Raw genomic sequence first — 23101 nt, 5'->3', positions numbered from 1 at the left:
TGCCCATCAGCGCCAAAATGCCGAAAAGTTCATTGCCCCTGCATCGAGGGCCGCGTAACGTTCAACCCGGCATCGCCGCTCAACGAAGTTCAACAAACTTCGGGACATCCCCGCGTGCCAGCCAACCCGGTGACGGCGCTGTACCGCCCCCGCCGACGGCTTTGGGCATGTCTGTCACGATGGACTGGCCAGCCGTACCGGTGGCACGGCACCGAAGGCCTTCTTCCATAACCGCGGTGACCGGCGGACTGGTGCTTAGCCCGTCTTGCGGGTTCTCTTTCAGGTAGGCGATAACGTCATTCACTGAATTTCGGATGTGTTCGACAGACATCCTGCTCTCCTTATTTTGGTGGAAATATCAGTTTGCATTTTCTTTGGCTTCGATGGGCACCATGACATGGGCAAGCGGTGTTTCGCCCCACATGACATAAGGACCGCCGGCGAAAGGATCGCGTGGCAGGTCGGCCAGCATGTCCATGCTCGGGAACAGCATCATAATATGTGGTCCGTCCTGCACCCACACGCCGCCGTCATTGGGATCAGTTGCCATTGGATTGTCGTTGTTTACCATTGCGTCACCCTGAAGCATGTAGGAAACGCCAATCACATCGGTGGAAAATTCTGCGCTCGATACGACGGCCCCGATCCATTTCATCCACACAGCATCGTTACACATCGGATGTTCGTCGCCGGGGATCAGGCCGACGCCCGGCATACAAACCCATCCGTTAGACCCTTGGCGCAGGACTGTGCCATCCACATCCATTATCGTAGCCTCGGCTGAGATATCTGAAGGTGCCGCTGACATGGCGCGGGCAGTCTTGTCTTCCGTTGCATTCGCGAAGGCTGTCGTAGCAGTCAAAGCGAGCGAGATCGTCATTGCGGTAAATTTTTGCTTGGTCATGCTAAAATTCCTTTTTGCAGAGTTCACTACTTTCTAACTTCGTGATCTCGGGACCGGCAGAACAACAACATGTTTCCGGTTGCCTAATTGGTTGCACTGGTTCAGACTTTTGGGAATTGGAGAAAATTCGACAAACGTTTTGCAAAAATGCACATGGCAAGGGACATCGGATGCAATGGGACGACGCACGGATTTTCCTGGCGGTGGCTCGCGAAGGGTCTTTCAGCAATGCCGCCAAACGGTTGGGTGTGCAGCATTCCACCGTTTCGCGTCGTATTCACGCATTAGAGAAAAAACTCGCCGCACCGTTGGTTGAACGCAAAGCGTCTGGCTATGTCCTAACCGAGGCCGGTGAAGAGCTGAGGCAATCCGCCTGCCGGATCGAGAAGGAGCTGTTGTCCTTTGAAGGGCTGGTTGGCGGTCAAGCCGAAGACGTCGCAGGCGAGTTGCGGGTTACAGCAATTGCCAACATGGCATCGACTGTGCTGATGCCCTATTTTGCGCGGTTCAGCGCCGCATATCCAATGATCGAATTGAGCATTCAGGTCACCAATAACTCGGTGCGCCTGTCCGAACGTGAGGCCGACGTCGCCATTCGGCAGACCAACAAACCGCTGGAAACCTTGATCGGTACGCGCCTGACAACCGTGGCTTCGGCCGCCTATGGCGCACGCGGTTACTGCGCGGCGGTCAAATCGGGAAAAGCGGCGGAAAAATGGATTGGGGTTGATTGCTGCGAGTATCATAGAACCTGGACCAAGCAGGCATGGCTGCACGCCGATCACGAATTCCACGTCGACGAAACCTCGCTCACACTTGCGGCAATGAAAGAAGGGCTGGGCGTTGGTTTTCTGCCTTGCTTTTTGGGCGACAGCGACCCCGAGCTGGCAAGGTTCCATGAACCTGAAAAACAACATGAACTCGGACTTTGGCTATTGTATCACTATGATCTGCGCAACACCAAACGCGTCGTCTTGTTTCGCCAACATATGCAACGCGAAATCAGGCAAGCCGCCGCTCTGTTCGAAGGTACTGCGCCTGGCCTGCCCCAACCGAGTGGTCCGGGGCAAATCTTAGTGCATGACAGGCCTTGGCGCCAAGGCTGGCGTGGCCGGTGAAGCCGGGCCGGATGGCGAAGCCGGCCATTGCACGACCTTGGGTGCCGGCGGACGGTAACCCAGCGATGAGTGCGGGCGTGCGGTATTGTAATGGCGCCGCCAGCTTTCGATCACCACCTTGGCCTCGGCCAGCGAGTAGAAAATCTCGCCGTTCAGGAGTTCGTCTCGAAGTCGGGCGTTGAAGCTCTCGCAATAGCCGTTCTCCCAGGGGCTGCCAGGCTCGATGAACGCCGTCTTGGCGCTGACGGCGAGGATCCATTCGCGCACTGCCTTGGCTATAAATTCCGGCCCGTTGTCCGACCGGATGTGGGTTGGCACGCCGCGCAGGATGAACAGGTCGGTCAGAGCGTCGATGACGCTGATCGAATTCAGCTTGCGGTCGATCCGGATCGCCAGGCATTCCCGGGTGAACTCGTCGATGATGTTGAGCATGCGGAATTTCCGTCCATCATGGGTTCGGGCCTCGACGAAGTCGTAGGACCAGACATGGTCGCGATACTCCGGCCGAAGACGGACACAGGATCCGTCGTTCAGCCAGAGCCGACCCTTCTTCGGCTGCTTTTGCGGCACTTTCAGCCCCTCCCGTCGCCAGATGCGTTCGACCCGTTTGACGTTCACCGTCCATCCGGCCTCCTGCAGCAGCGCCGTGATCCGGCGATACCCATAAGCCACTGCGCGCCCAGCAGTAGTGCTACTTTCACGGGATCGAGTCCTGGCCATCTTCAGTCCGCATTAGCCTTTGTCCCTTCGCGTCGTGCCCTAATTCCTCGCACGGCGCGCCAGGCCACGGCGGCGACGATCGCCACGGTCAGGGCCGCGAGGCTCATGGCGATCGGGCGCTCCAGAAAATACCCTAACCCGCCAGCCCGTGCGGCCGTTATCGCGACATTCTGCTCCAGAACGCCGCCGAGAATGAAGGCGAGGACGATCGGCAGGATTGGAATGCCGACCGCGCCGACGCCGATGGCCAGCAGCGCCGAGGCGAACATTACCCACACGTCGAACAGATTGCTGCTCACGGCATATGCGCCGAAAATCGAGAAGAACGCGACGAATGTGGCAATGACCGCCTTCGGCAGCGATAGAAGCGCGGCAAGATAGCGGGCGCCGAACAGCCCGACGACCGTCATCAGAACGTTCACCACGAGAAAGCCCGTGAAGAAGGTGTACATCACCTCTGGGCGGCTGGTGAACAGCAGGGGCCCAGGCTGGAGCCCGTGCAGGGTCAGCGCGCCGACGAAGACTGCGGCGGCGCCGCTTCCGGGGATACCAAGCGCCAGGAGCGGGATGAGAGAGCCACCGACATTGGCACTGACGGAGCTTTCTGCCGATATCAGGCCGGCCTCGGAGCCCTTGCCGAACTGCGCCTGATCCTTGGACATCCGGCGCTCCATCGTATGGGCGACAAGCGGGGTGGATTCCGGCCCGACTGCGGGAAGAATTCCGAGCGCCGTGCCTAGCGCCGAAGACCGCAGGATGTTCCAGCGGTTGTTGAAGACGATGCGCGCCACCAGGCCCGGCGGGCTGGCGCCCACCCGGCCCACCGAACTGGCAGTCGCGCCGGCTATGCTTTCGGCGGCGAGGATGATCGCCTGGGGCAGACAGAAGAAGCCGACCAGCACCGCGACAACGTTGAGCCCGGAATAGAGCTGATAGAAGCCGAAGGTGAAGCGGGCTGTTCCCTGGACCGGGTCGATACCGATCGCCGCTATGATCAGTCCGAGAAAGACGCCGGTGATGTTGGCGAAGATCGGCGTATCCAGCATGACGACTACGATCACCAGGCTGAAGATCACCAGCGCGACATATTCGGGTGCGCCGAAGCGGAGCGCCAACTGGGCGAGAACCGGGGTGAGGAACATGAGCGCGAGTGCCGAGATCAGCCCTCCCACGCCCGAACTGACGGCCGACAGGCCTAGCGCCAGTGGCGCCTTGCCCTGACGGGCCATCGCGTTGCCTTCCCAACCCGTCACGATCGAGGCAGGCGTGCCGGGAATATTGAGGAGGATGGCCGAAATGCTGCCGCCATAGATGGCTCCGGCATAGATGCCCGCCAGCATGATCATACCGTGGACGGGGTCCATCAGGAAGGTCACCGGAATCAGAAGCGCGATGCCAAAGGTCGCGGTGAGTCCGGGGATGGCGCCGAACACGATCCCGAGCACGACGCCGAGAGCTGCAAAGAACAGGCTCAGAGGCGACAGGGCTGCGATGACACCTTCGATCATGACAGAAGCCCCTCAGCGAATACGGTAGAGCAGGATTTCGAGGCTCTGATCGAGCCAGCCCTGCGGCACGGGAACGTAGAGGACGGCCTTCATCAGAAGGGCGAGAACGGCCACGAAGAGCGCCGTCGACATGGCGTCGACCAGTCCGAGCCTGCCGCGGACGATCGCCAGGGAGGCAAGCAGTCCAAGCCATGTCGCGAGAATGAAGCCCCCATAGGGAAGCAGCAGGACATAAGCGAGCCAGACAAGGACGAAGGCGGTTACCCGCGGCAGTGACGAGCGTGGCATTGCGAAGGGCACGGCTCCTTCATCCCAGCCGTTCACCGCTCGCATCACAGCATAGGAGAGGGAGAAGATGAGTGCACCGCTCGTCACGACGAGCGGATACACCGTTGCGGGCCCCGAAAGCTGTATGGCCTGCCAGACCAGTGCGGCAGACAGCGCGACGAGCATGCCACAGAAAGCGTAGCGCATGAGAGGCTCCAACACGCGAACCCGCACCCGGGAGGGCGGGGCCGCGTGTGATCCGTCGGGACTATTGTGGGATGCGGCCTGTCTCGGCCAGGAAGGTCTTCAGCGTCTCGAAGGATTCCTGATACTGCTTCTGCGCCGCCTCGGCTCCGGTCGGGGCCAGGGTCAGCCCGGCTTCCTCGAATGCCTTCTTCGCCTCGTCCGACTCCAGCACTTTCAGGAATGCATCCTCCAGATAGGCCTTACGGTCTTCCGGAACGCCGGCAGGCAGCGTGAAGATACGGGTCGCACCCCACGCCTGGCCGCCGGCAGGCACGCCGAGCTCAGATAGTGTCGGGGTGTCGGGAAGCATGGGATGACGCTTATCGCCAGTGACGGCCACCGGCTTCAGATCGCCAGACTGCACATATTGATCGATCTCGGAATAGAAGCTCGCCGTGGCGTCGACGTCGCCAGCCAAGAGCGCAACCACGCCTTGCTTGCCGCCGTCGAAGGGGATGAAGTTGAACTCCAGTTCCTTGGCTCGCTCGATGAACTCGCTCACGAACAGGAAGACGCTGTTGGGATTCATTCCGACCTGAAGCTGGGTGCTCTTGGCATGATCGACGATCTCGTCGAACGACATGCTGCCGATGTCGGACTTGGCGTTGACCACCCACACCACCGGGTCGAAGCTGATCTCGTTGATCGGCTCGAACTCCTCGATGGTGAAGGGCGCGCCCTTCAGGAGAATGTCGGTATAGAGGAAGGGATTGGCCAGGACGCCGACCGTGTAGCCGTCCGCCTCGGTGTTCTTGGCAAGGCTCGTATGGCCGACCATGCCGGCCCCGCCGACGCGGTTCTCGACCCGGATGTCGACGCCCATCTTCTCTTCGGCAATCTGGGCGAAGGTCCGAGCCGTAACGTCGACCGCGCCTCCGGCGGGATAGACCACCACGAGGTTGATCGGACGCTGCGGGAAATCCGCCGGCTTCTCCTGGGCGTGGACCTGTGCGGTCACGAGCGCACCTGCCGCTGCCAGAGCAAGCCCCAGCCTGCGCAACATCTTGGATTTCATGTCTTCCTCCCGAGCCATGCCCTCACGGCTGTCCGAAGCACGTCATGCGCCAGGAAAGCTGATGCGCGAGAGCGGATTGCGGCCGGGGTGCAAAAGGATGGATCCGCACACTCCTCCCGCGCGGAAACGCCCGTAAACATTGCCACCCGGCTCGTTCACGCCACCACTATGAAGGGCTTCTCAACTGTGTCTAATTATTTTATTTGATCCGTTAAGAACAGCTGCTTATCAATCGGAAGCGGCTAGCGGAACGTGGCCGGCCCCTTCGCAGGCAGGGAAAAGCCGGCAGCGCGAGGAGCAAATCCCATGGATCGCCGACGCCTCGAATGCTTCGTCGCCCTCGCGGAAGAGCTGCATTTCGGCCGTGCGGCCCGCCGCAGCGGCATCAGCCAGCCCGGCCTCAGCCAGCAGTTGCGCCAGCTCGAAGAGCAGATGCAGGTCCAGCTTCTCCATCGCAGCAAGCGACAGGTTTCGATGACACGGGCGGGCGAAGTCTTCCTCGGCGAGGCGCGCAAGATCCTGCGCTCGATGGCGACCGCTGTCGAACTCACCCGGCAGACCGACGACGGCCTGATCGGGACGCTGCGCGTGGGAACAACGCCATCGGCGCTGTTCATCACCATGCCGGAAATCCTGCTGCGCTTCCACGCGGTGCTGCCACAGGTCCATGTCGACGTGCAGCAGATGACCACCGACGAGCAGGTGGTGGCGCTCCGCAGCGGCGACATCCATGTCGGGCTTCTGCATCCGCCGATCGACGATGGGGCGTTGCGCTGCGATGTCCTCGCGGAACTGCCGTTCAAGGTGGTGCTCTCTGAGGCCAACCCGTTGGCGAAGAAGCCGTCCCTGACTCTCGCCGATCTGGCCGGAGAAACCTTCATCCTGTTCCCGCGCGGGGTTGGGCCGCATGTCCACGACCATCTCATCGCCCTTTGCCACAACGCTGGTTTCAGCCCGCGCAAGATCATTGAGATCTCGCCGGCGCAGTCGATCGTCGCAATGGCTGCCTGCAACCTCGGCATCGGCTTCGTCGCCGCCCAGGTCCAGCACTACGATCGCGCCTTCGCAACCTACCGCACGCTGGATTCGGTGACGCCGAGATTGCGAGTCGCTGCCGCCTATCCGAGCCAGGATGCTGCGCCGATGGCGCAGCAGTTCGTCGCCATCGGCGCCGCTGCACTGGCGACTTACCGCCCGCAAGAGGACAAAAAGCCGGCCGAATCCGCCAGCACTAATTAATTACGCTTATCAAACTATCCAGCAAAATAATTGGACGACATGAAAGGGCGGGAATAGCGTCGCGATCAATCCGGGGGGAGGCCGGACGATGCGATGAAGATATTCATGATCGGCGAGGCTGCCAATCACGCCAGGACCTTGGCGGCGAGCCTGCAGGAATCCCACGAGATCGTACCACTGCCCCGCGAAGCTGCGTATTCCGACGCACTCGACGGCCAGATTCTCCCCGAAGATGCGGTGATCTCCCTGCGCCTGAAGCGCCAGGGAAACCGGTTTCCCCCGGTCCGACTGCTTCACGTCCCGGGCGCCGGACTCGACGGGATCGACTTTCCCTCGCTCTCCGATTCCACCGCCGTCTGCAACGTGTTCGAGCACGAAATCCCGATCGCCGAATACGTGCTTTCGGCGATGCTGGAATGGGAAATCCGTGCCGTCGAGATGCGCCGCAGCTTCACGCCCGAGACATGGCCCGACATCTATCGACAGCGCGTGCCGCACGGCGAGATCCACGGCAAGACGCTGGGCGTCGTGGGCTTCGGCCGGATCGGCCGGGCCATCGCGTCTCGCGCCAAGGCCTTCGGCATGCGCATCGTGGCCATCGATGCCCATGCCGGCGACGTCGGGCCTGCGGACGAAATCCTGCCTCCGCAGGACCTGCCCCGCCTGCTGCCAAAGGTGGACTATCTCGTCCTCGCCTGCCCGCTCACCGAGGCGACGACCGGACTGATCGGCCAGGCGCAGCTTGCGGCTATGAAGCCCACCGCTGTGCTGATCAACATCTCGCGTGCCGAGATCGCCGACGAGGTGGCGCTGTTCGAGGCATTGTCCCGAAAGACGATCGGCGGCGCCTGTCTCGACGTCTGGTACCGCTACCCGACAGGCTCCGACGATCGCGTCGAGCCGTCGAGCTTCCCGTTCCATACGCTCGCGAATGCCGTCTGTACGCCGCATTCCTCGGCCTGGACAAAGCAGCTGCCGCAGCGGCGCTACGCGTTCATTGCCGCCAATCTCGATCGGCTCGCCCGTGGCGAGCCGCTGCTCAACGAGGTCCGGGCGCCTGCCGCCGGACCCGCCAACTAACCGGAGCTGACAGACGGATGTCCAGCCAGAACCCGATCCGCATCACCGGCGTGACGACGCTCGTCGTCAACGCGGAGATGCGCAACTGGATCTTCGTGAAGGTCCAGACGGACCAGGACGGCCTTTACGGCTGGGGCGAAGCCAGCCTCAACTGGAAGACCCGTGCCGTTGCCGCCACAGTGGAGGATCTCGAGCCGCTGCTGATTGGCAAGGATCCGCGCGACATCGAACAGATCGTCCGCATCCTCAACAAGCACAGCTACTATAAGCTCGGCATCATCGGGGCGACCGCGATCAGCGGCATCGAACACGCGCTCTGGGACATCTTCGGCAAGAGCGTGGGGCTGCCCGTGTGGCGGCTGCTCGGCGGACAGACCCGCAACGAGGTCCGCGTCTACACCCATCTCGGCCTCGGCGACATGCGGTCGGTGTACGAGACCTTCGACGAGGGAGCCCTGCGCGACAAGGCGCTCGCCGTGGTCGAGATGGGTTATGATGCGCTGAAGGTCGTGTTCATCCCCTATTCGCACTATTCGGTCGACATCCCGTCGCGTCGGCATGTCGGGCGCCTGATGAAGGTGCTGCGCGAGGCGGTCGGCGAGACCGTCGACATCATGGTGGACTTCCACGGCCGCCCCGCCACGGTGGCCGGCGCGCTGCAATATATCGAGGAACTGGCGCCTTATCGGCCGATGTTCTGCGAGGAGCCGGTGCAGCCCGGCGACACCCAGGCCCTGCGGATGGTCACCGAACGCGCGAACTGCCCGATCGCCTCCGGCGAACGGCTCGTCGGCTACAAGGAATTCGAGCCGCTGTTCGAACAGAAGGCTCTGCACATCATCCAGCCGGACCTGAACCACACGGGTGGCATCCTCGAAGGCAAGAAGATCGCCGCGGCCGCAGAACAGGCGATGATGGGGGTGGCCCCGCATAATCCGAACGGGCCGATCGCCGGCGCAGCAGCGCTGCACTACGACATCTCCATCCCCAATTTCGTTATTCAGGAGGAGATGTCCGGCGCCGTGCCCTGGTACGACGACGTCGTCTCGACGCCCATGCGGCGGGTCGGCTCCGCCTGGCAGATCCCGCACGCGCCGGGCCTCGGCGTCGAGATCAACGAGACCGAGGCCGCCAAGCACCCCTTCAAGCCGGAAGTCATGCACACGTTGAGCGCAGTGCTCGGCGACGGCACCATCGTGGACTGGTAGAACATGAACGTAGCCGCAAAGATTGCCAACGCCGACGTGCCGGCTGCCTTCGACACGCCGGGCGACGTCTATAACGCCACTCCGCCGCGCATCGTCTTCGGCGCTGGCACGGTTCGCACGGTTGCCGACGAAGTCGAGCGGCTGGGCGCGAAACGCGCGCTTGTGGTGTCCACACCCGGCCGCGGCACGCTGGCCAGAAACCTGGCCGGGCATCTGGGGGATCTGTGCATCGGCCTGATGCCGGAGGCGATCTCGCAGGTGCCGATCGAACTGGCACGCGCCTGCCGCGGCAAGGCGAGCGAAATGGGCGCCGATTGTCTTGTGAGCGCGGGCGGCGGGGCGTCGATCGGACTTGGCAAGGCGATCGCGCTGGAGCTCGGCCTGCCGATCATCGTGATTCCCACCACCTATTCCGGCTCGGAGATGACCGGCTTCTGCGGCATCACGATCGACAAGGTGAAACGCATGCACACCAGCCTGCGCATGCTGGCGGCGACGGTCATCTACGATCCGGAACTGACGCTGTCCCTGCCATTCGACGTCAGCGCCGCAAGCGCGATGAACGCGCTCGCCCATTGCGTCGACGGAATTTACGTCCCCACGATCAGCCCCATCAACGCCCTCGCGGCGGCCAGAGGGGCCAGCGCCATCACCGACGGGCTGCGCGGTGTCGCCGCAGATCCGGATGACCTGGACGCCCGTACGCAGCTTCTCTACGGCGCCTATCTGGGGGGCGCGGCCCTTACCGGTGGCTTCGCGCTCCAGCATGGACTGGCCCATACTCTCGGCGGATCCTTCGGCGTCCAGCATGGGCTCTCGCACGCGCTCGTGCTGGCGCATGTCGCCGCCTACAACAGCGACTTCGCCTCAGACCAGATCGGCATGATCGAGTCGGCCCTGGCTGTGCCCTCGCTCGGCGCGGCGATCTTCGACCTCCTGGCGGAGGTCGGGCTGCCGAACCGGCTCTCGGAGGTCGGAATCACCGAGCAGCAGGTCGCGGAAATCGTGCGGATCACGGTGGAGACGGACAATGGACTCAATCCGGGGCCTGTCACGGAGGATGCGGTCCGACGCATCACCCTCGCCGCCCTTCGCGGCGACCGTCCACAGTAGGATGCCGCGGGCGGTCCGCGTTCAGACCGCCACGACGCCCTGGTCGACCAGTCGCGCGATCTCGTGCGACGGCAGCTTGAGGATGTCCGCCAAGACCGCTTCCGTCGCGCTGCCGAGACGTGGCGCGCCCGTCAGGGTCTGTCGCGGCACGGCGCCGAAACCCAGCGGGGTACCCGGCGTCGTGAACGGCCCGATGCCGTGATGGTCGACCCGTTGGAATAGCGGATTGGCCGTCGAGAAGCGCGCGTCCTCGGCGACGAGCTGCTCGAAATCCTGGTAGGCGCCCCACAAGACGCCGGTCCCTTCCAGGGCCTCCCGGACTTCGTCCAGCGCACGGGCGGCGAACCAGGGGGACAGCACGGCCGAGATCGCGTGACGGCCTTCGAAACGTCCGCCCTCGGTCGCAAGATCGACGTCCATCATCGGCCCGATCATCGCCAGCCGCTCGGCCAGCCCCGTGGCGGTTCCCAGCGCGCGCCAGTGTCGATTGCTGATCGCCACCACCATCACCCGCCGGCCGTCACGTGTCGCGAAATCGTGCCCGTAGGCGCCGTAGAGATCGTTGCCAAGCGGGCGGCGCCCTTGGCCGTTCACCTCGACTTCGGCGGTGAAGCCGAGATTGCTCACCGTCGCCAGCATCACGTCGGCCAGCGACAGCGATATCTTCTGGCCCATTCCCGTGCGGGCGCGATGCCTTTCCGCCGCCAGGAGACCGGTCGCCATGTAGAGACCGGCCGCAACGTCCCATACCGGCACGACGTGGTTGACGGGCTCTTCGCTCGCGCCCGTGGCGTAAGGAAAGCCGCTGGCACAATTGATGGTGTAGTCGACCGCCGTCGAGCCGTCCGGATTGCCGGTCAGTTGCAGCATGATGAGGTCGGCGCGCTCCCGCCGCAGAACGTCGTAGTCGAGCCACCCCTTTGCCGGGAGGTTGGTGAGAAGGATGCCGTGCCCGTCTCCGCCGGCCGTGATCAGCGCCCGGGCGATCTCCTGCCCCTCGGGACGGTTCATGGCGATTGCGACCGAGCGCTTGCCCTTGTTGAGCGAGGCCCAGTAGAGGCTTTCGCCGGTCTCGTTCAGCGGCCAGCGGCGATAATCGACATTGCCGCCGAGCGGATCGATCCGGATGACCTCGGCGCCGAGCTGGGCCAAGGTCATGCCGCCGAGCGGCGCGGCGATGAAGGCGGAAACCTCGACGACGCGGAGGTCGGTGAGAAGGGGGGTCATGCGGCTCTCTCTCGTTCGGCTTGTCACTCGGGCGGCAACAGGCGGGACCAGCCCGGTCGCCCGCGGGGCCCGTCGCAGCCCTCAATCCGTCGGCATGCCGTGCGTCGTGCCGTCGATCCTGCCCGCCCGGACGAGCTCGTCGACGCATTCATGGACGAGGCTCAGAAGGGCGCGGGTCACCCGCGAGACGGGCTGGTTCAGCGGCGTCGCGGTGATCAGCTTCGCCTGCATCGCCGGCGACCTTATGCGGCGGGCGACGAGGCGTTTCGCCTCGACCTCCTGATGAACGGCGCCGAACGGCAGGATCGTCTGGCCGTGACCGTTCAGGACGAGTTGCTTGAGGGCGGCGACCGAATCCATCTCGGTCTTCACCCGCAGGATGACCCCCGCCTGCCGCACGGCGGCATCGACGACCCGGCGCAGCCCGTTCTCCGGTCCGGGCAGGACGAAGTGAAAACGATCGAGCGCACCGATCTCGACGGGCGAGCTGTCGGGGATCGTGTCCGGCCGCTGGATCAGGAAGAGATTTTCCTCCAGCAGCGGTGCGACATGCATCCCGCGGCCGCGCCGCGCGTCGTAGAGGATCGCAAGGTCCAGGCGTCTTGTCTCGATCCATTCCATCAGGATGCCGCTGAAGCCCTCGCGGGTGCGCAGAACGGCGTCGGGATAGCGCGAGCGGAACCGCTCGTCGAGCATGGCTCCGAGCGTCGCGCAGAGGGAAGGCGGCAGCCCGATCGTGACGGTTCCGGTCATGCGATCGGCGTCCTCCTGGATCGCCTCGCGGATATCGGTCAGCGTCTCCAGCAAGGGCTTGACGGCGGCATGGAGCTTACGCCCCGACGGGGTCAGTGCGATGCCGCGGCCGTGACGATAGAACAGTTCGGTGCGCAGCTCCGATTCCAGCTTTCGCACCTGCCGGCTGAGCGCCGGCTGGGTCACGTCCAGCGAGATTGCCGCCTTGGAAAAACTCCCGAGTTCGGCCACCTGAACAAAATAACTGAGCCTCAGGAACTCCATTCCGCCTCGATCGATCCCCCAGTCACGCGTACCCCACTTCCCCGCAGGGCGCCGGGTCGGAAATCGCCCCACCCGTCGCGTAAGCCTTACGGGATCGGCGCGTCGGCGCGCAACTGCATCGGGGCACGCCGGAGGAGTGCCGGTCACCATCGGGGCGGACGGCAACGTGGCGACCACGCTCAATTGCGTCCGCCCAGGAGACCGCGGGCGACGACCTGCGCCTGGATCTCGGCGGCCCCCTCGAAGATATTGAGGATGCGGGCATCGCACAGTACGCGGCTGATCTCGTATTCCAGCGCGAAACCATTGCCGCCGTGGATCTGCAGCGCGTTGTCGGCATTGGCCCAGGCGGTGCGCGCGGCCAGCAGCTTGGCCATGCCCGCCTCGATGTCGCACCGCCGACCGCTGTCCTTCTCCCGCGCCGCGAAATATGTGAGCTGGCGCGCCGCCATTGTCTCGACGATCATGCGGCCGAGCTTGCCGGCGATCCGAGGAAAGTCCAGCAAAGACTTGCCAAACTGGATGCGGTCGCGGGCATAGCGAAAGCCGAGTTCCATGGCGTTCTGCGCGACGCCCACGGCGCGCGCGCCAGTTTGGATGCGCGCCGACTCGAATGTCGCCATCAACTGCTTGAAGCCTTCGCCCTCGCGCCCGCCGAGCAAACCATCCGCCGGGACGCGAAAGCCTTCAAAACTCAGTTCGTATTCCTTCATGCCGCGATAGCCGAGCACGGCAATCTCTCCTCCCGCCATCCCCTCGGCTGGAAACGGCTCGTCGTCGGTGCCGCGCGGCTTGTCTGCGAGCAGCATGGACAGGCCGCGATACCCCGGCTCGTAGGGGTTGGTACGCACTAGGAGCGTCATCAGATCGCTGCGCGCGGCGTGGGTGATCCAGGTCTTGTTGCCGGTGACGAAATAGGCGCCATTCTCGCGGACCGCACGGGTGCGCAATGCGCCGAGGTCGGAGCCGGTATCAGGCTCGGTGAAGACGGCGGTCGGCAGTATCTCGCCGCTGGCGATGCCGGGAAGATAGCGGGCCTTCTGCTCGGGCGTTCCCGCCTGTCCGATCAGTTCCCCTGCAATCTCGGCCCGGGTGCCCAGCGAGCCGGCGCCGATGTAACCGCGCGATAGTTCCTCGGTAACGACGCACATGGCCAGCTTGCCCATCCCGAGGCCGCCATCAGCTTCCGGGATGGTCAGGCCGAAGACGCCCATTTCGGCCATGTCGGCGATCAGTGGCAGCGGGATCAGTTCATCCCGGAGATGCCATTGATGCGCGAAGGGCGCGATCTTCTCGTCGGTGAAACGGCGAAACTGATCGCGGACCATCTCCAGCGTCTCGTCGCATAGCCCCGGATCGCCCCCGCCGCCTTCGGAGATCGTTTCCGCAACCCGATGGGCGATCCAGACCGACAGTTCGGGGTCGGTGCCGAGCCGGACGCTGTCGGCCACGCCCGTCCGAAACGCCTCGACCTCGGCCGGGTCGATCCCGAAGTCCGAGGGCCGGACGATCTCGCCTTGGCTCATCCAGAGGCCGCCCACCATCTGGGCCAGATATTCGCCGAATGCTGCGGCCAGGATCGCACGTTCCGTCGCGCCCAAGCGGTCCGCCTCGTCCAGACGCCCGGCCCATTCACGCAGTTGCACCAGCGCCTGCGCATAGGTCGCGCACCAGGCAAAGCCGTGGACGATCGACTGATGCCGGTCGATCCGATCCTTGTCGATTACGCCGTCGGGCGCCACCGCGGCGAGCACGGCCTGACGCAGGATGCCGACCAGCCGATCGACATGGATCAGCGTGGCGCTTGCCCTGTCGAGGGTCTCCGTCGTGCCGTCGATCGGCGACCAGTTCGACGCAGCGCCGGACATCTCGTTCATCGTCTCTTCCCAATTCCTGTCTCGACGCCCAGCCTCCGCAGCACGACGCTCCAGGTTCTGTATCCGTGCATCATCCGGCGGCAAATGCCGCCTCGACGATCGTCGCCTGATCGCGCTCGTGCTCCGCGTGAAAGCTGCCCGCCGGCGAGGTCGCCTCGGGTCGGGCAAGGCAGGCAAGCCGCGGTCGGGAGACGCCCGCCTCCACCAGCAGAGTCTCGATGCGGCGATCGAGATGGCTCCAGGCTCCGAAATTCTCCGGCTCTTCCTGAATCCAGCGATACTCCGCCTCCGGCCAGCGCTCGAACAGCGCGAGCAGCTCCTGTGCCGGGAGCGGATAGAGCCGCTCGAGGCGCACGATGAGAGTGCCATCGCCCTGACGCGCGTCCCGCCGGCGCTCCAGTTCGTAGGCGATCTTGCCCGTGCAAAGCAGGACCCGCTCGACGGCCGCTTCCGGAGCGCGGCTGACGATCAGCGGTTGGAACCGCGTTCCCGGTTCGAAATCGGCGAGTGGCGAAACTGCCGCCGGCAGCCGCAGGAGGGTCTTCGGGCTCATGACGATCAGCGGCTTTCGCCAAGGTGCCGAGACCTGCAGGCGCAGAAGATGAAAATAGTTTGCCGGCGTCGACGGATTGGCGATCTGGATGTTGTCGCGCGCGGCCAGCTGCAGGAAGCGCTCGATCCGCGCGGAGGAATGTTCCGGTCCCTGGCCTTCCAATCCATGCGGCAACAGCATGACGAGGCCGGATGGCTGGCGCCATTTGTCCTCGGCCGAACAGATGAACTGGTCGATGATGATCTGCGCCCCATTCGCGAAATCGCCGAACTGCGCCTCCCAGATGACGAGCGCGTCTGGCGCGTCGAGACTGTAGCCGTATTCGAAGCCGAGGACCGCGTGCTCGGACAAGGGGCTGTTGACGACATCGAAGCGGGCCTGATCCGGCTGGAGATGGTTCAGGCTGACGTGGCGCTGATCGGACAGGGTGTCGGTAAGGGCGAAGTGGCGATGGGAAAAGGCGCCCCGGATGACGTCCTGGCCGCTGAGCCGCACCGGCGTCCTTTCCGTCAGCAGGGTGGCGAAGCAGGCGGCCTCGGCGAGCGCCCAGTTCAGGTCCCCATCGATCGCGTCCGCGCGCTGTCCGACGAGCCGTGCCACCTTCTCGTCGGCGGCCACGGATTCGGGGATCGCGGCAAGCGACCTGATCAGGCTTTCGAGCCGGTGCCGTTCGACGCCTGTGTCGATGTCCCGGGCGGAGCTCTCTCGTCGTACAGCCGGCGCATATGCCGCCCAGACCCCGTCGGGAAAGCCATCGCTGTCGGGCCGGTAGCTGGCGGCCGCCGCAAGCCCCTCGCGGTACGTGGTTCGCCACCGTTCGGCCATCTGCTGCTCGTCGACCGCATCGACGACCGCGGCTTCCGCGAGCGCTGCCGCATAGCGCCGGCGGACCGGTGTATGCGTGCCGATGGCCCTGTAAAGGCTCGGATGCGTGAAGCGTGGCTCGTCGATTTCGTTGTGACCCTTGCGCCGGTAGCAGACCAGGTCGATGACGGTATCGCAGGCATGTTCATTGCGGGCGGCGACGGCGAGATCGACGGCGAGCAATGCCGCGTCCGGCTCGTCGCCGTTCACGTGGAAGATCGGGCTGTCGATGCTCTTCCAGGCGCCTGTGCAGTGACGCGAGCTGCGGGCTTCGTCGCGACTGGTGGTGAAGCCGATCTGATTGTTGACGACCACATGGATCGTCCCGCCGACGCCGAAGTCCGAAAGCTCGGACAGCTGGCAGGTCTCTGCCACCGAACCCTGGCCGATGACGCTGGCATCGGTGTGCAGGAGGATCGCCAGGACGTTTCGCCGTGCCCCTCCGGCCCTGCGGCGCCTGTCACCGGCAGCCCGTGTTCGGCCCAGTACGACCGGATTGACCGCTTCGAGATGGGACGGGTTCGGGGTCAGCACCAGACGCAGCAGCCGGTCGCCATAGCGCAACTCGCCGGTATGTCCGAGGTGATAGGGGACATCCGCCGGCACTGGCGTCTCGGAGGCGAAGGGATGGACCCCGGTGAAGGTGGCGAACAGCTGTCGCAGCGGCATGCCGAACACATTCGCCATCAGGTTCAGCCGTCCGCGATGCATGGTGCCGACATGCACTTCCTCGATGCCGGCAGCCGCCGCCTGGTGCAGCAGCCGATCTACCAGTGGAACAAGGGTCTCGCCGCCTTCGATACCGAAACGCTTCTTCGTCGGATACCGCGTGCCGAGCAGAGCCTCGAACTCTTCCGCCGCCACAAGCAGATCGAACGCGCGCCGACGGGTCGCCGCATCCGGAAGCTTGGCGCGCGCCTCGAATGCCGCGCGGACTATGCGCCGACGATCGGCGCTGTCGATATGCGCGCTCTCCAGGGTCAGCGGACCGCAATAGAGTTCTGCCAGCCGATCGCGGAAGGCCGAAGATCCGCCATTGTCCTGCGTGGCGCGGTTCAGCGGGTCTAGATCTGCGGCCAGATGCCCGCGTGCGCGGATTTCCTCGCAAGGGATGGTTTCAGACCGGGCGCTTTCGCCCCCGTCCACGGCGTCGAATTTCGCCACTGCGTTCAAGATGAGGCGCCAATCCAGGATCGGGGCTTCCGGCCCGATACGGCAATTCGCGCGGTCGTCCTCGGCAGATGCTGCGGATGCCGAAAGGAAGGGAGGCTGATTCACTGTACGTCCTGATCGAGGGCACGAATTGAGACCGCATTCGCATGGCTGTCGTTCGAAGCGCGATGTCGGTGTCCGTCTCAATCACAATGATACTAAAGGTTCGCTGTTCTAACAGCGGCCTATTCGATCCTATCAGATATCAGCCTTCGACATGTCCTGAGGGTCTTTCTCCATTGAAGGGATCCACCTGGGTCAGGGCGTTTCAGCAACACGGTGCCCAAACCGATCCAGTTGCACGATGCTCTCCTCGAACGCGCCAAACGGATTGCCCCCGAGCCGTCCATTCGCGAGTTCGCCGGGTAGGAGTGCGGGTAAACTCTCGCCAAGCAAAGGGGTTCAGCCATCCGCCGGCTTCCAATCGAATTGACAATGCAATGTCGGTATGCAAATTGGTGCTACCACCCGATAACGGATGACCGATGACTGCATCAGGATCGACATCGCTAGCAGAAGAGATGCAGCCGATCCCGCGACGGCAGGTATCCAGCGAAGTGGCACGTCAGCTTCAGCATCTGATCGCCTCTCGCAGTTTGGTCGAGGGCGACCGGCTCCCGACGGAGCGGGAGCTTGCAGCGGCGTTGCAGGTCGGCCGAGGCGCTGTGCGAGAGGGGCTAAAGTTACTTGCGGGATTCGACATTCTCGACATCCGGCAGGGATCCGGAATCTTCGTGAAGAAGGCGCAGCAGCTGGCGCTGCTGGACGCGACGCATCTTGGATCTGCGGAAAGGCGCAAGTTGCTTCAGCAGGCAACGGCTGCGCGCTGCATCGTTGATTGCGCGGCGATCGAGCATGCAGTGTTGAACGCAAGCGACGACGAGCTGATGGCGTTACGGCGCTACCTGGAGGTCGCGGATTCGGAGCCGAACCGTACGAAACTCGCCCACTCTATCGATCTCACTTTCGAATCGATGATCGGCGAAATGTCGGGCAACCCATACGTCGTTGCGCTGCAGGCCGAGGCTCACCGCTATTTCAGCTCGGCGTGGAAGACCGCTGGTCTGATGCCACGTCCGGCTCCTGAGCGCAGCGAGCAGCACTGGGCCATTCTTCAAGCGATGCAGGAGCGTGATGCGTCCAAGGCGCGCCAGCTGATGGAGCGTCATTTCGAGATGCAGGCACTCGTCGGGAGAGATGGCGAGTCGACCTGAAAAAGATTGCCAATCAAAGGGGAGGAACAAGCATGACGAAGACAAAGGCGCTGATGTCGATGACGGCATTGATGGCGGGGACCGCACTGCTACTAGGATCCGGTGTTGCCGAGGCGAAGACCGTCACCGTTGCCACCATTCTCAATGCCAATGACGTCAGCACGCAGGCGATGGAGAAGTGGGGAGAGCTTCTCTCGGCAAAAACCGACGGGCGGCTCGAGCTGAACGTGATGCCTGGCGGGACACTTGGGGGGACGCGTGAACTCATCCAGCAACTTTCCTCGGGAGAGATCGACGTCAATCTCAGCTCGCCCGTGGTCCTGCAATACGCCGCGCCGCAGTATCAGTGCCTTGAGGCCGAGTATGTCTACCGGGACGAAGATCACGGTTTTGCGGTCTGGCGGGGCTCTGTCGGTCAGGAAGCATCGCAGGCGATGAAGGCGTCCTACAATATCGAGATTGCGGGCGTTGGACGCCGGGGCAGCCGCAATGTCACCGCCAATAAGCGGATCGAGGTGCCTTCCGATCTGGCTGGTCTGAAGTTCCGGGTGACCAATGATCTGCGTGCTCAGGTCTTCGCAAAATACGGAGCCCAGCCGGCGCCATTACCCCTGTCGGAGCTCTACGGTGCGTTGCGCCAGGGCGTGTTCGACGCTGAGGAGAACCCGCTGTCGACGATCTACAGCTCGCGGTTCCATGAGGTCCAAGATTACATCAGCCTGACCAACCACGTCTGGACCTACAATCTCACCTTCGTGAACAGTGATTTCTACGCCGGGCTCGGGGAGGATCGCGAGGCATTCGACGCCACCCTGCAGGAGGCGATGGACTGGCTGTATGGCGCCGTCGAGGAGGAAAACGCGTCGATCCGCAAGGCCATCGAGGAAAGCGGCGAGGCGGAATTCGTCCAACCTGATATTGCCGCCTTTCGCGAGGCCGCACGTCCCATCCTTGATGAATATGCCGCAAAGAACTGCAAGCCCGGCATCCTCGACGAGGTCGAAGCCGTCAGGGCCGACGCGAAGTAGAACCCGATGGCGAGACTCGTAAACGGAGTCGGGGCGGCCTGGCTGGGCATTTCGGTGCTGTTGTTGCTGGTGACGGTGGTAACCGTCCTCTGCCAGGTCGCCTTTCGCTACCTCCTCGATTTTCCGCTCGCATGGACAGAGGAGGTCTCACGGATCTCGCTGGTATGCGCCGTGTATGCGGCGCTCCCCGCGGCCTATCTCAGGGGTGAGCACATCGTCGTCGACTTCTTCGTCACGCTGCTGCCGAAGCCGGTCTTTCTCGCCTACATCGTCCTCCTCAAGGCGATCACAGCCGTCGTCGTGGGCTATTTCGCGATCGGTGCCTTCCTACAGGCTGAGGCCACGCGCAATATGACCTTCATCTCAGTGCCCGGCGTGCCTGTCGCGTTTGTCTACCTGATCCAAGGGCTGGCATTGGCGTTCTTCACCCTGCTCGTTCTGCTCACCTGGCGCGATCCGGAAGTCTATCTTCCGAGCGAGCACGACGGGATCGATGCCTGATGCTTCCTATTGTGCTGACGCTTGGCGTCGTGGTGATGATCATGGCGGGGCTCATGATCGCAGTCTCGGCCGGGCTAGCCTCGATTATTGGTGGCATCGCGCTGTTCGGCGACCCGTTCGGTACGCTTGTGCCGAAGATGGTCGCCCGTTTCGCCGTCGACCGGATCGACAATTTCCTCTTGCTGGCCATCCCCTTCTTCATCCTGGCAGGTCGCCTGATGAATTCAGGCGGCGTGACGGTCCGGCTCTTCGACTTCGTTGCAACGCTCGCCCAGCCGCTGCGGGGTGGCTTGGGACATGCCAATGTCCTCGCGAGCTTCGTCTTCGCCGGCATGTCGGGATCGGCGACCGCCGACGTCGTAGGACTCGGCGCGATCGAAATGAAGGCGATGCGGTCGAAGGGCTATCCGGAGGGGTTCTCGGCCGGCGTGACGGCAGCCTCGTCGCTGCTCGGGCCGGTCATACCCCCTTCGATCGTTCTCATCGCCTACGCGGTTCAGGCGGAGCAATCGGTTGCGACGCTGTTCCTGGCAGCAATCGTTCCCGGAATTTTGCTTGCGCTGACCTTCATGGCTTGGGTTGCCTACCAGGCTCATCGGCAGCAGATGCCCGCAGGCTCATGGCCGCATGCCCGGGACGTCGGACGTAAGGGAGTTCGCGCGATCCTGCCGATGCTGACGCCCGGCATCATTCTCGCCGGCATCTACGGAGGCATCTTCACGCCGACCGAAGCTGCTGCCGTCGCTGTCCTCTATGCGTTCCTGCTGACCACACTCGTCTATCGCGAGATGACGGCCCGCGATTTGCTCGAGCAATTGAAGGGCACTGCGCTCGATACTGCGACACTGATGTTCATTATCGCGATGACCTCGGCTTTCGGGGTGATCATGTTGCGGCTTGGTTTGCCGCAGGCGCTGGCGAGCCTTGTCACCAGCATCTCCGACGATCCGACGATCGTCCTGTTCCTCCTGCTTGGGGTGTGGCTGCTTGTCGGCTGCTTCATGGCTCAGACGCCTGCGATCATTATCCTGACGCCGATTCTTATGCCGATTGCCGAACGTGTTGGGCTCGACATGGTCCATTTCGGCATCGTCATGGCGATGAGCCTCACCGTGGGGTTAATGACCCCTCCAGTCGGTATGGTGCTCTATGCCTTGAAGAAGGTCGCCAACGTGCCGATCGCCACACTGTTCAAGGTGAGCGTTCCATACGTTTTCCTCGCGATCGTCTTCCTCTGCATTCTCATACTCGTCCCGACGCTGGTGACGGGCCTGCCTTACGCATTCGGATACCACTGAAGGAGACTGCCCCGTGAAGATCGAAAGAGCCCGCCCCCGTCGTGCGGGACAGTTCCTGTTCGTCGAAATCATTACGGACAATGGGATCGTCGGCTTCGGAGAAAGCGGCGCCTGGGGGCATCTTGAGGCTTCGGAAGCCGCGCTGCAGAAGTATTGCGACTATCTGATCGGTGAAGATCCGAGGCGCATCGAGCGGCACTGGCAGATGATGCACCGGTTTGCGCACTTCAACGGCGCTGCTGTGGGTGGTGCCATCTCGGCCGTCGACATCGCCCTTTGGGACATCAAGGCGAAGTCTTACGGGGTGCCGCTCTACGAGCTGCTCGGGGGTGCAGTCCGCGACAAGCTGCGCGTCTACGCCCACGTCTATGCGAAGACGGTCGACCAGGTAGCCGATTACGCGCGTCAGAAGGCTGCCGAAGGCTTTACCGCGATCGGCCATCTGAACCCGTTCCTCGATGAACCGGAAGACCAGCCGTATTTCCTGGGTCATGCGGGGTTGGTCGGCATGGGGATCGAGACCGTCAGGCGGTGCCGGGAGGCAGCCGGTCCAGACGTTGATCTGATGCTGGAACTCCATCGCCGGTTGACGCCGGCCGAGGCGGTGACCTTCGCCCATGCGGCTGCCGAATACACGCCGGGTTGGTTGGAAGACCCCATCCGTCCGGAAAATATCGATGCCATGGCGGATGTCGCCCGCAGATCCCCCGTCCCGATTGCGACCGGAGAACGTTACTTCAACATCTACCAGTTCAAGATGGCGATCGAACGGAGGGCGATGTCCTTCGCGCGTGTGTCAGTCGGCATCTGCGGCGGCATCACCGCCGCCATGAAGATTGCTGCGATCGCCGAAGCCAACGACGTTCAGGTGGCACCCCATAATCCAATTTCTCCGATTGGTGTCGCAGCCTGCGCCGCCATCGGCTTCAGCCGGTCGAACGTTGCCATCCAGGAATATCCGACCGGCTACGACAATTATGTTCTCGAAAGCACGCCCAAGCTCCTGGGGCACGCACTGGTCGAGAGCGACCTGACGGTCGAGCAGGGCTTCATGTCTCGCCCGGAGACCCCTGGCCTCGGCGTTACCTTGCGCGACGATGCCGAAAAAATCAGACCTCCGATCACGCGACCTGTTTCGATGCGAAGGCACCTGGACGGAGGTCTCGTGGACCAGTGAAAATATGCTAGACCACATGTTCGCCTGAGATAGGGCGACCCGTCTCACAGTATGCAGGTTATCGAGGATTGCGCCGGATATCCCGGCGCCGAGCCTCATGCATAGGAGACGGGCCATGAGCGAACATATCACCTACGTCGGTTTGGACGTTCACAAAGAGACGATTTCGGTCGCTCTGGCGGACAGTGGCAGGCGCGGGGAAGTCCGCGAACACGGACAGATTTCGAATACGCCTGCGGCTTTGACGCGTCTTTCGAGCAAGCTGGCCCAGCCGGGAGTGGTGCTGCGGTTCTGCTACGAGGCCGGACCATGCGGCTATGGCATTCAGCGGCAACTGACCGCGGCGGGGCATGACTGCGTGGTGGTGGCTCCCTCGCTGATCCCGCGCAGGCCGGGAGATCGGATCAAGACGGATCGTCGGGACGCGATCAATCTGGCGAAGCTGCATCGGGCTGGCGAACTGACGCCCGTATGGGTTCCCGACCTTGCCCATGAGGCGGTGCGCGATCTGGTTCGCGCTCGCCTGGCCGCGGGACGTAGCTTGCGGCAGGCCCGTCAGCAACTCTCCGGATTTCTGCTGCGTCAAGGGTTCCACTATAATCGTATAGAGCGACGATTGGGATGAGCGGCAGCGTCAATTACGATAAGCGCCTGCGGTCGAGGTCGAAGGTTTCCTAATTGTCGCGCGAGGTCAAGGTCAGGACTGCGCGTCAAT

At 63.3% G+C, this 23101-nt stretch carries 18 protein-coding genes and 2 pseudogenes; 11 read left to right on the top strand and 9 right to left on the bottom strand.

Annotated features, from left to right (window positions below):
• Positions 1–358: 358 nt before the first annotated feature.
• Entirely contained in the window at positions 359–904 is a 546-nt protein-coding gene (locus VQ045_RS18875) for a hypothetical protein (protein WP_331831210.1), read from the bottom strand.
• A gap of 170 nt (positions 905–1074) precedes the next feature.
• On the opposite strand from VQ045_RS18875, the gene VQ045_RS18870 reads away from it, so the two are divergent.
• A complete protein-coding gene (locus VQ045_RS18870) occupies positions 1075–2022 on the top strand; it encodes a LysR family transcriptional regulator (RefSeq protein WP_331831209.1) in 948 nt (315 codons plus the stop codon).
• Here the strand turns inward: VQ045_RS18870 and VQ045_RS18865 are convergent.
• The 4 genes and pseudogenes from VQ045_RS18865 to VQ045_RS18850 all read right to left on the bottom strand — a co-directional run.
• Positions 1978–2688 (bottom strand): annotated as a pseudogene (locus VQ045_RS18865) (IS3 family transposase); the annotation flags it as partial. The gene VQ045_RS18870 and the pseudogene VQ045_RS18865 overlap by 45 nt on opposite strands.
• A 56-nt stretch (positions 2689–2744) precedes the next feature.
• Positions 2745–4250: a tripartite tricarboxylate transporter permease gene (locus VQ045_RS18860; protein ID WP_331831208.1), complete on the bottom strand. Its 1506-nt coding sequence runs from the start codon at positions 4248–4250 to the stop codon at positions 2745–2747.
• 12 nt (positions 4251–4262) lie between these two features.
• A complete protein-coding gene (locus tag VQ045_RS18855; RefSeq protein ID WP_331831207.1) occupies positions 4263–4724 on the bottom strand; it encodes a tripartite tricarboxylate transporter TctB family protein in 462 nt (153 codons plus the stop codon).
• Between the two features lie 61 nt (positions 4725–4785).
• Positions 4786–5778 (bottom strand): tripartite tricarboxylate transporter substrate binding protein, encoded by a 993-nt coding sequence (locus VQ045_RS18850; protein ID WP_331831206.1) that lies wholly within the window; start codon positions 5776–5778, stop codon positions 4786–4788.
• A 306-nt stretch (positions 5779–6084) separates the two neighbouring features.
• Between VQ045_RS18850 and VQ045_RS18845 the strand changes: the two genes are divergently transcribed.
• The 4 genes from VQ045_RS18845 to VQ045_RS18830 all read left to right on the top strand — a co-directional run bounded on the left by VQ045_RS18845 (position 6085) and on the right by VQ045_RS18830 (position 10418).
• Positions 6085–7017: a LysR family transcriptional regulator gene (locus VQ045_RS18845; protein WP_331831205.1), complete on the top strand. Its 933-nt coding sequence runs from the start codon at positions 6085–6087 to the stop codon at positions 7015–7017.
• A 93-nt stretch (positions 7018–7110) separates the two neighbouring features.
• Complete coding sequence (locus VQ045_RS18840; protein ID WP_331831204.1) at positions 7111–8097, top strand: 2-hydroxyacid dehydrogenase; 987 nt, start codon at positions 7111–7113, stop codon at positions 8095–8097.
• Between the two features lie 17 nt (positions 8098–8114).
• On the top strand, positions 8115–9305 hold the full coding sequence (locus VQ045_RS18835; protein WP_331831203.1) for an enolase C-terminal domain-like protein: 1191 nt from the start codon (positions 8115–8117) through the stop codon (positions 9303–9305).
• A gap of 3 nt (positions 9306–9308) precedes the next feature.
• Positions 9309–10418, top strand: coding sequence for a maleylacetate reductase (locus tag VQ045_RS18830; protein ID WP_331831202.1), 1110 nt, complete (start codon positions 9309–9311; stop codon positions 10416–10418).
• 21 nt (positions 10419–10439) lie between these two features.
• Here the strand turns inward: VQ045_RS18830 and VQ045_RS18825 are convergent, their stop codons facing one another.
• From VQ045_RS18825 to VQ045_RS18810, 4 genes are all read right to left on the bottom strand, one after another.
• Complete coding sequence (locus tag VQ045_RS18825) at positions 10440–11645, bottom strand: CoA transferase (protein ID WP_331831201.1); 1206 nt, start codon at positions 11643–11645, stop codon at positions 10440–10442.
• An 81-nt stretch (positions 11646–11726) separates the two neighbouring features.
• Positions 11727–12662 carry a LysR family transcriptional regulator gene (locus VQ045_RS18820; protein WP_331831200.1) on the bottom strand — a complete coding sequence of 312 codons (936 nt, stop codon included), beginning with the start codon at positions 12660–12662 and terminating at the stop codon, positions 11727–11729.
• Positions 12663–12841: 179 nt separating this feature from the next.
• On the bottom strand, positions 12842–14530 hold the full coding sequence (locus tag VQ045_RS18815; protein WP_331831211.1) for an acyl-CoA dehydrogenase family protein: 1689 nt from the start codon (positions 14528–14530) through the stop codon (positions 12842–12844).
• Positions 14531–14609: 79 nt separating this feature from the next.
• Positions 14610–17234, bottom strand: a complete 2625-nt coding sequence (locus tag VQ045_RS18810; protein WP_331831199.1) for a 2-oxoglutarate dehydrogenase E1 component — start codon at positions 17232–17234, stop codon at positions 14610–14612.
• 419 nt (positions 17235–17653) lie between these two features.
• On the opposite strand from VQ045_RS18810, the gene VQ045_RS18805 reads away from it, so the two are divergent.
• The 6 genes and pseudogenes from VQ045_RS18805 to VQ045_RS18780 all read left to right on the top strand — a co-directional run.
• Complete coding sequence (locus VQ045_RS18805) at positions 17654–18382, top strand: FadR/GntR family transcriptional regulator (protein WP_331831198.1); 729 nt, start codon at positions 17654–17656, stop codon at positions 18380–18382.
• Between the two features lie 32 nt (positions 18383–18414).
• A complete protein-coding gene (locus VQ045_RS18800; RefSeq protein ID WP_331831197.1) occupies positions 18415–19410 on the top strand; it encodes a TRAP transporter substrate-binding protein in 996 nt (331 codons plus the stop codon).
• A 6-nt stretch (positions 19411–19416) separates the two neighbouring features.
• A complete protein-coding gene (locus VQ045_RS18795; RefSeq protein WP_331831196.1) occupies positions 19417–19911 on the top strand; it encodes a TRAP transporter small permease in 495 nt (164 codons plus the stop codon).
• Positions 19911–21209: a TRAP transporter large permease gene (locus VQ045_RS18790; RefSeq protein ID WP_331831195.1), complete on the top strand. Its 1299-nt coding sequence runs from the start codon at positions 19911–19913 to the stop codon at positions 21207–21209. The genes VQ045_RS18795 and VQ045_RS18790 overlap by 1 nt, the downstream gene beginning before the upstream one ends.
• 13 nt (positions 21210–21222) lie before the next feature.
• Entirely contained in the window at positions 21223–22386 is a 1164-nt protein-coding gene (locus tag VQ045_RS18785) for a mandelate racemase/muconate lactonizing enzyme family protein (RefSeq protein WP_331831194.1), read from the top strand.
• A gap of 115 nt (positions 22387–22501) precedes the next feature.
• Positions 22502–22990, top strand: a pseudogene (locus tag VQ045_RS18780) (IS110 family transposase); the annotation flags it as partial.
• Positions 22991–23101: the final 111 nt, after the last annotated feature.

It is taken from the genome of Aurantimonas sp. E1-2-R+4 (genome assembly GCF_036549515.1).
GTDB classification, from domain to species: Bacteria; Pseudomonadota; Alphaproteobacteria; order Rhizobiales; family Rhizobiaceae; genus Aurantimonas; species Aurantimonas coralicida_A.
Note: the sequence above shows the minus strand (reverse complement) of the source record. Positions and strands in the feature narration are given on the sequence as shown.

Coding starts and splice junctions, on each gene's coding strand:
- VQ045_RS18875 (WP_331831210.1), bottom strand. CDS start 904: ATGACCAAGCAAAAATTTACCGCAATGACGATCTCGCTCGCTTTGACT.
- VQ045_RS18870 (WP_331831209.1), top strand. CDS start 1,075: ATGCAATGGGACGACGCACGGATTTTCCTGGCGGTGGCTCGCGAAGGG.
- VQ045_RS18860 (WP_331831208.1), bottom strand. CDS start 4,250: ATGATCGAAGGTGTCATCGCAGCCCTGTCGCCTCTGAGCCTGTTCTTT.
- VQ045_RS18855 (WP_331831207.1), bottom strand. CDS start 4,724: ATGCGCTACGCTTTCTGTGGCATGCTCGTCGCGCTGTCTGCCGCACTG.
- VQ045_RS18850 (WP_331831206.1), bottom strand. CDS start 5,778: ATGAAATCCAAGATGTTGCGCAGGCTGGGGCTTGCTCTGGCAGCGGCA.
- VQ045_RS18845 (WP_331831205.1), top strand. CDS start 6,085: ATGGATCGCCGACGCCTCGAATGCTTCGTCGCCCTCGCGGAAGAGCTG.
- VQ045_RS18840 (WP_331831204.1), top strand. CDS start 7,111: ATGAAGATATTCATGATCGGCGAGGCTGCCAATCACGCCAGGACCTTG.
- VQ045_RS18835 (WP_331831203.1), top strand. CDS start 8,115: ATGTCCAGCCAGAACCCGATCCGCATCACCGGCGTGACGACGCTCGTC.
- VQ045_RS18830 (WP_331831202.1), top strand. CDS start 9,309: ATGAACGTAGCCGCAAAGATTGCCAACGCCGACGTGCCGGCTGCCTTC.
- VQ045_RS18825 (WP_331831201.1), bottom strand. CDS start 11,645: ATGACCCCCCTTCTCACCGACCTCCGCGTCGTCGAGGTTTCCGCCTTC.
- VQ045_RS18820 (WP_331831200.1), bottom strand. CDS start 12,662: ATGGAGTTCCTGAGGCTCAGTTATTTTGTTCAGGTGGCCGAACTCGGG.
- VQ045_RS18815 (WP_331831211.1), bottom strand. CDS start 14,530: ATGTCCGGCGCTGCGTCGAACTGGTCGCCGATCGACGGCACGACGGAG.
- VQ045_RS18805 (WP_331831198.1), top strand. CDS start 17,654: ATGACTGCATCAGGATCGACATCGCTAGCAGAAGAGATGCAGCCGATC.
- VQ045_RS18800 (WP_331831197.1), top strand. CDS start 18,415: ATGACGAAGACAAAGGCGCTGATGTCGATGACGGCATTGATGGCGGGG.
- VQ045_RS18795 (WP_331831196.1), top strand. CDS start 19,417: ATGGCGAGACTCGTAAACGGAGTCGGGGCGGCCTGGCTGGGCATTTCG.
- VQ045_RS18790 (WP_331831195.1), top strand. CDS start 19,911: ATGCTTCCTATTGTGCTGACGCTTGGCGTCGTGGTGATGATCATGGCG.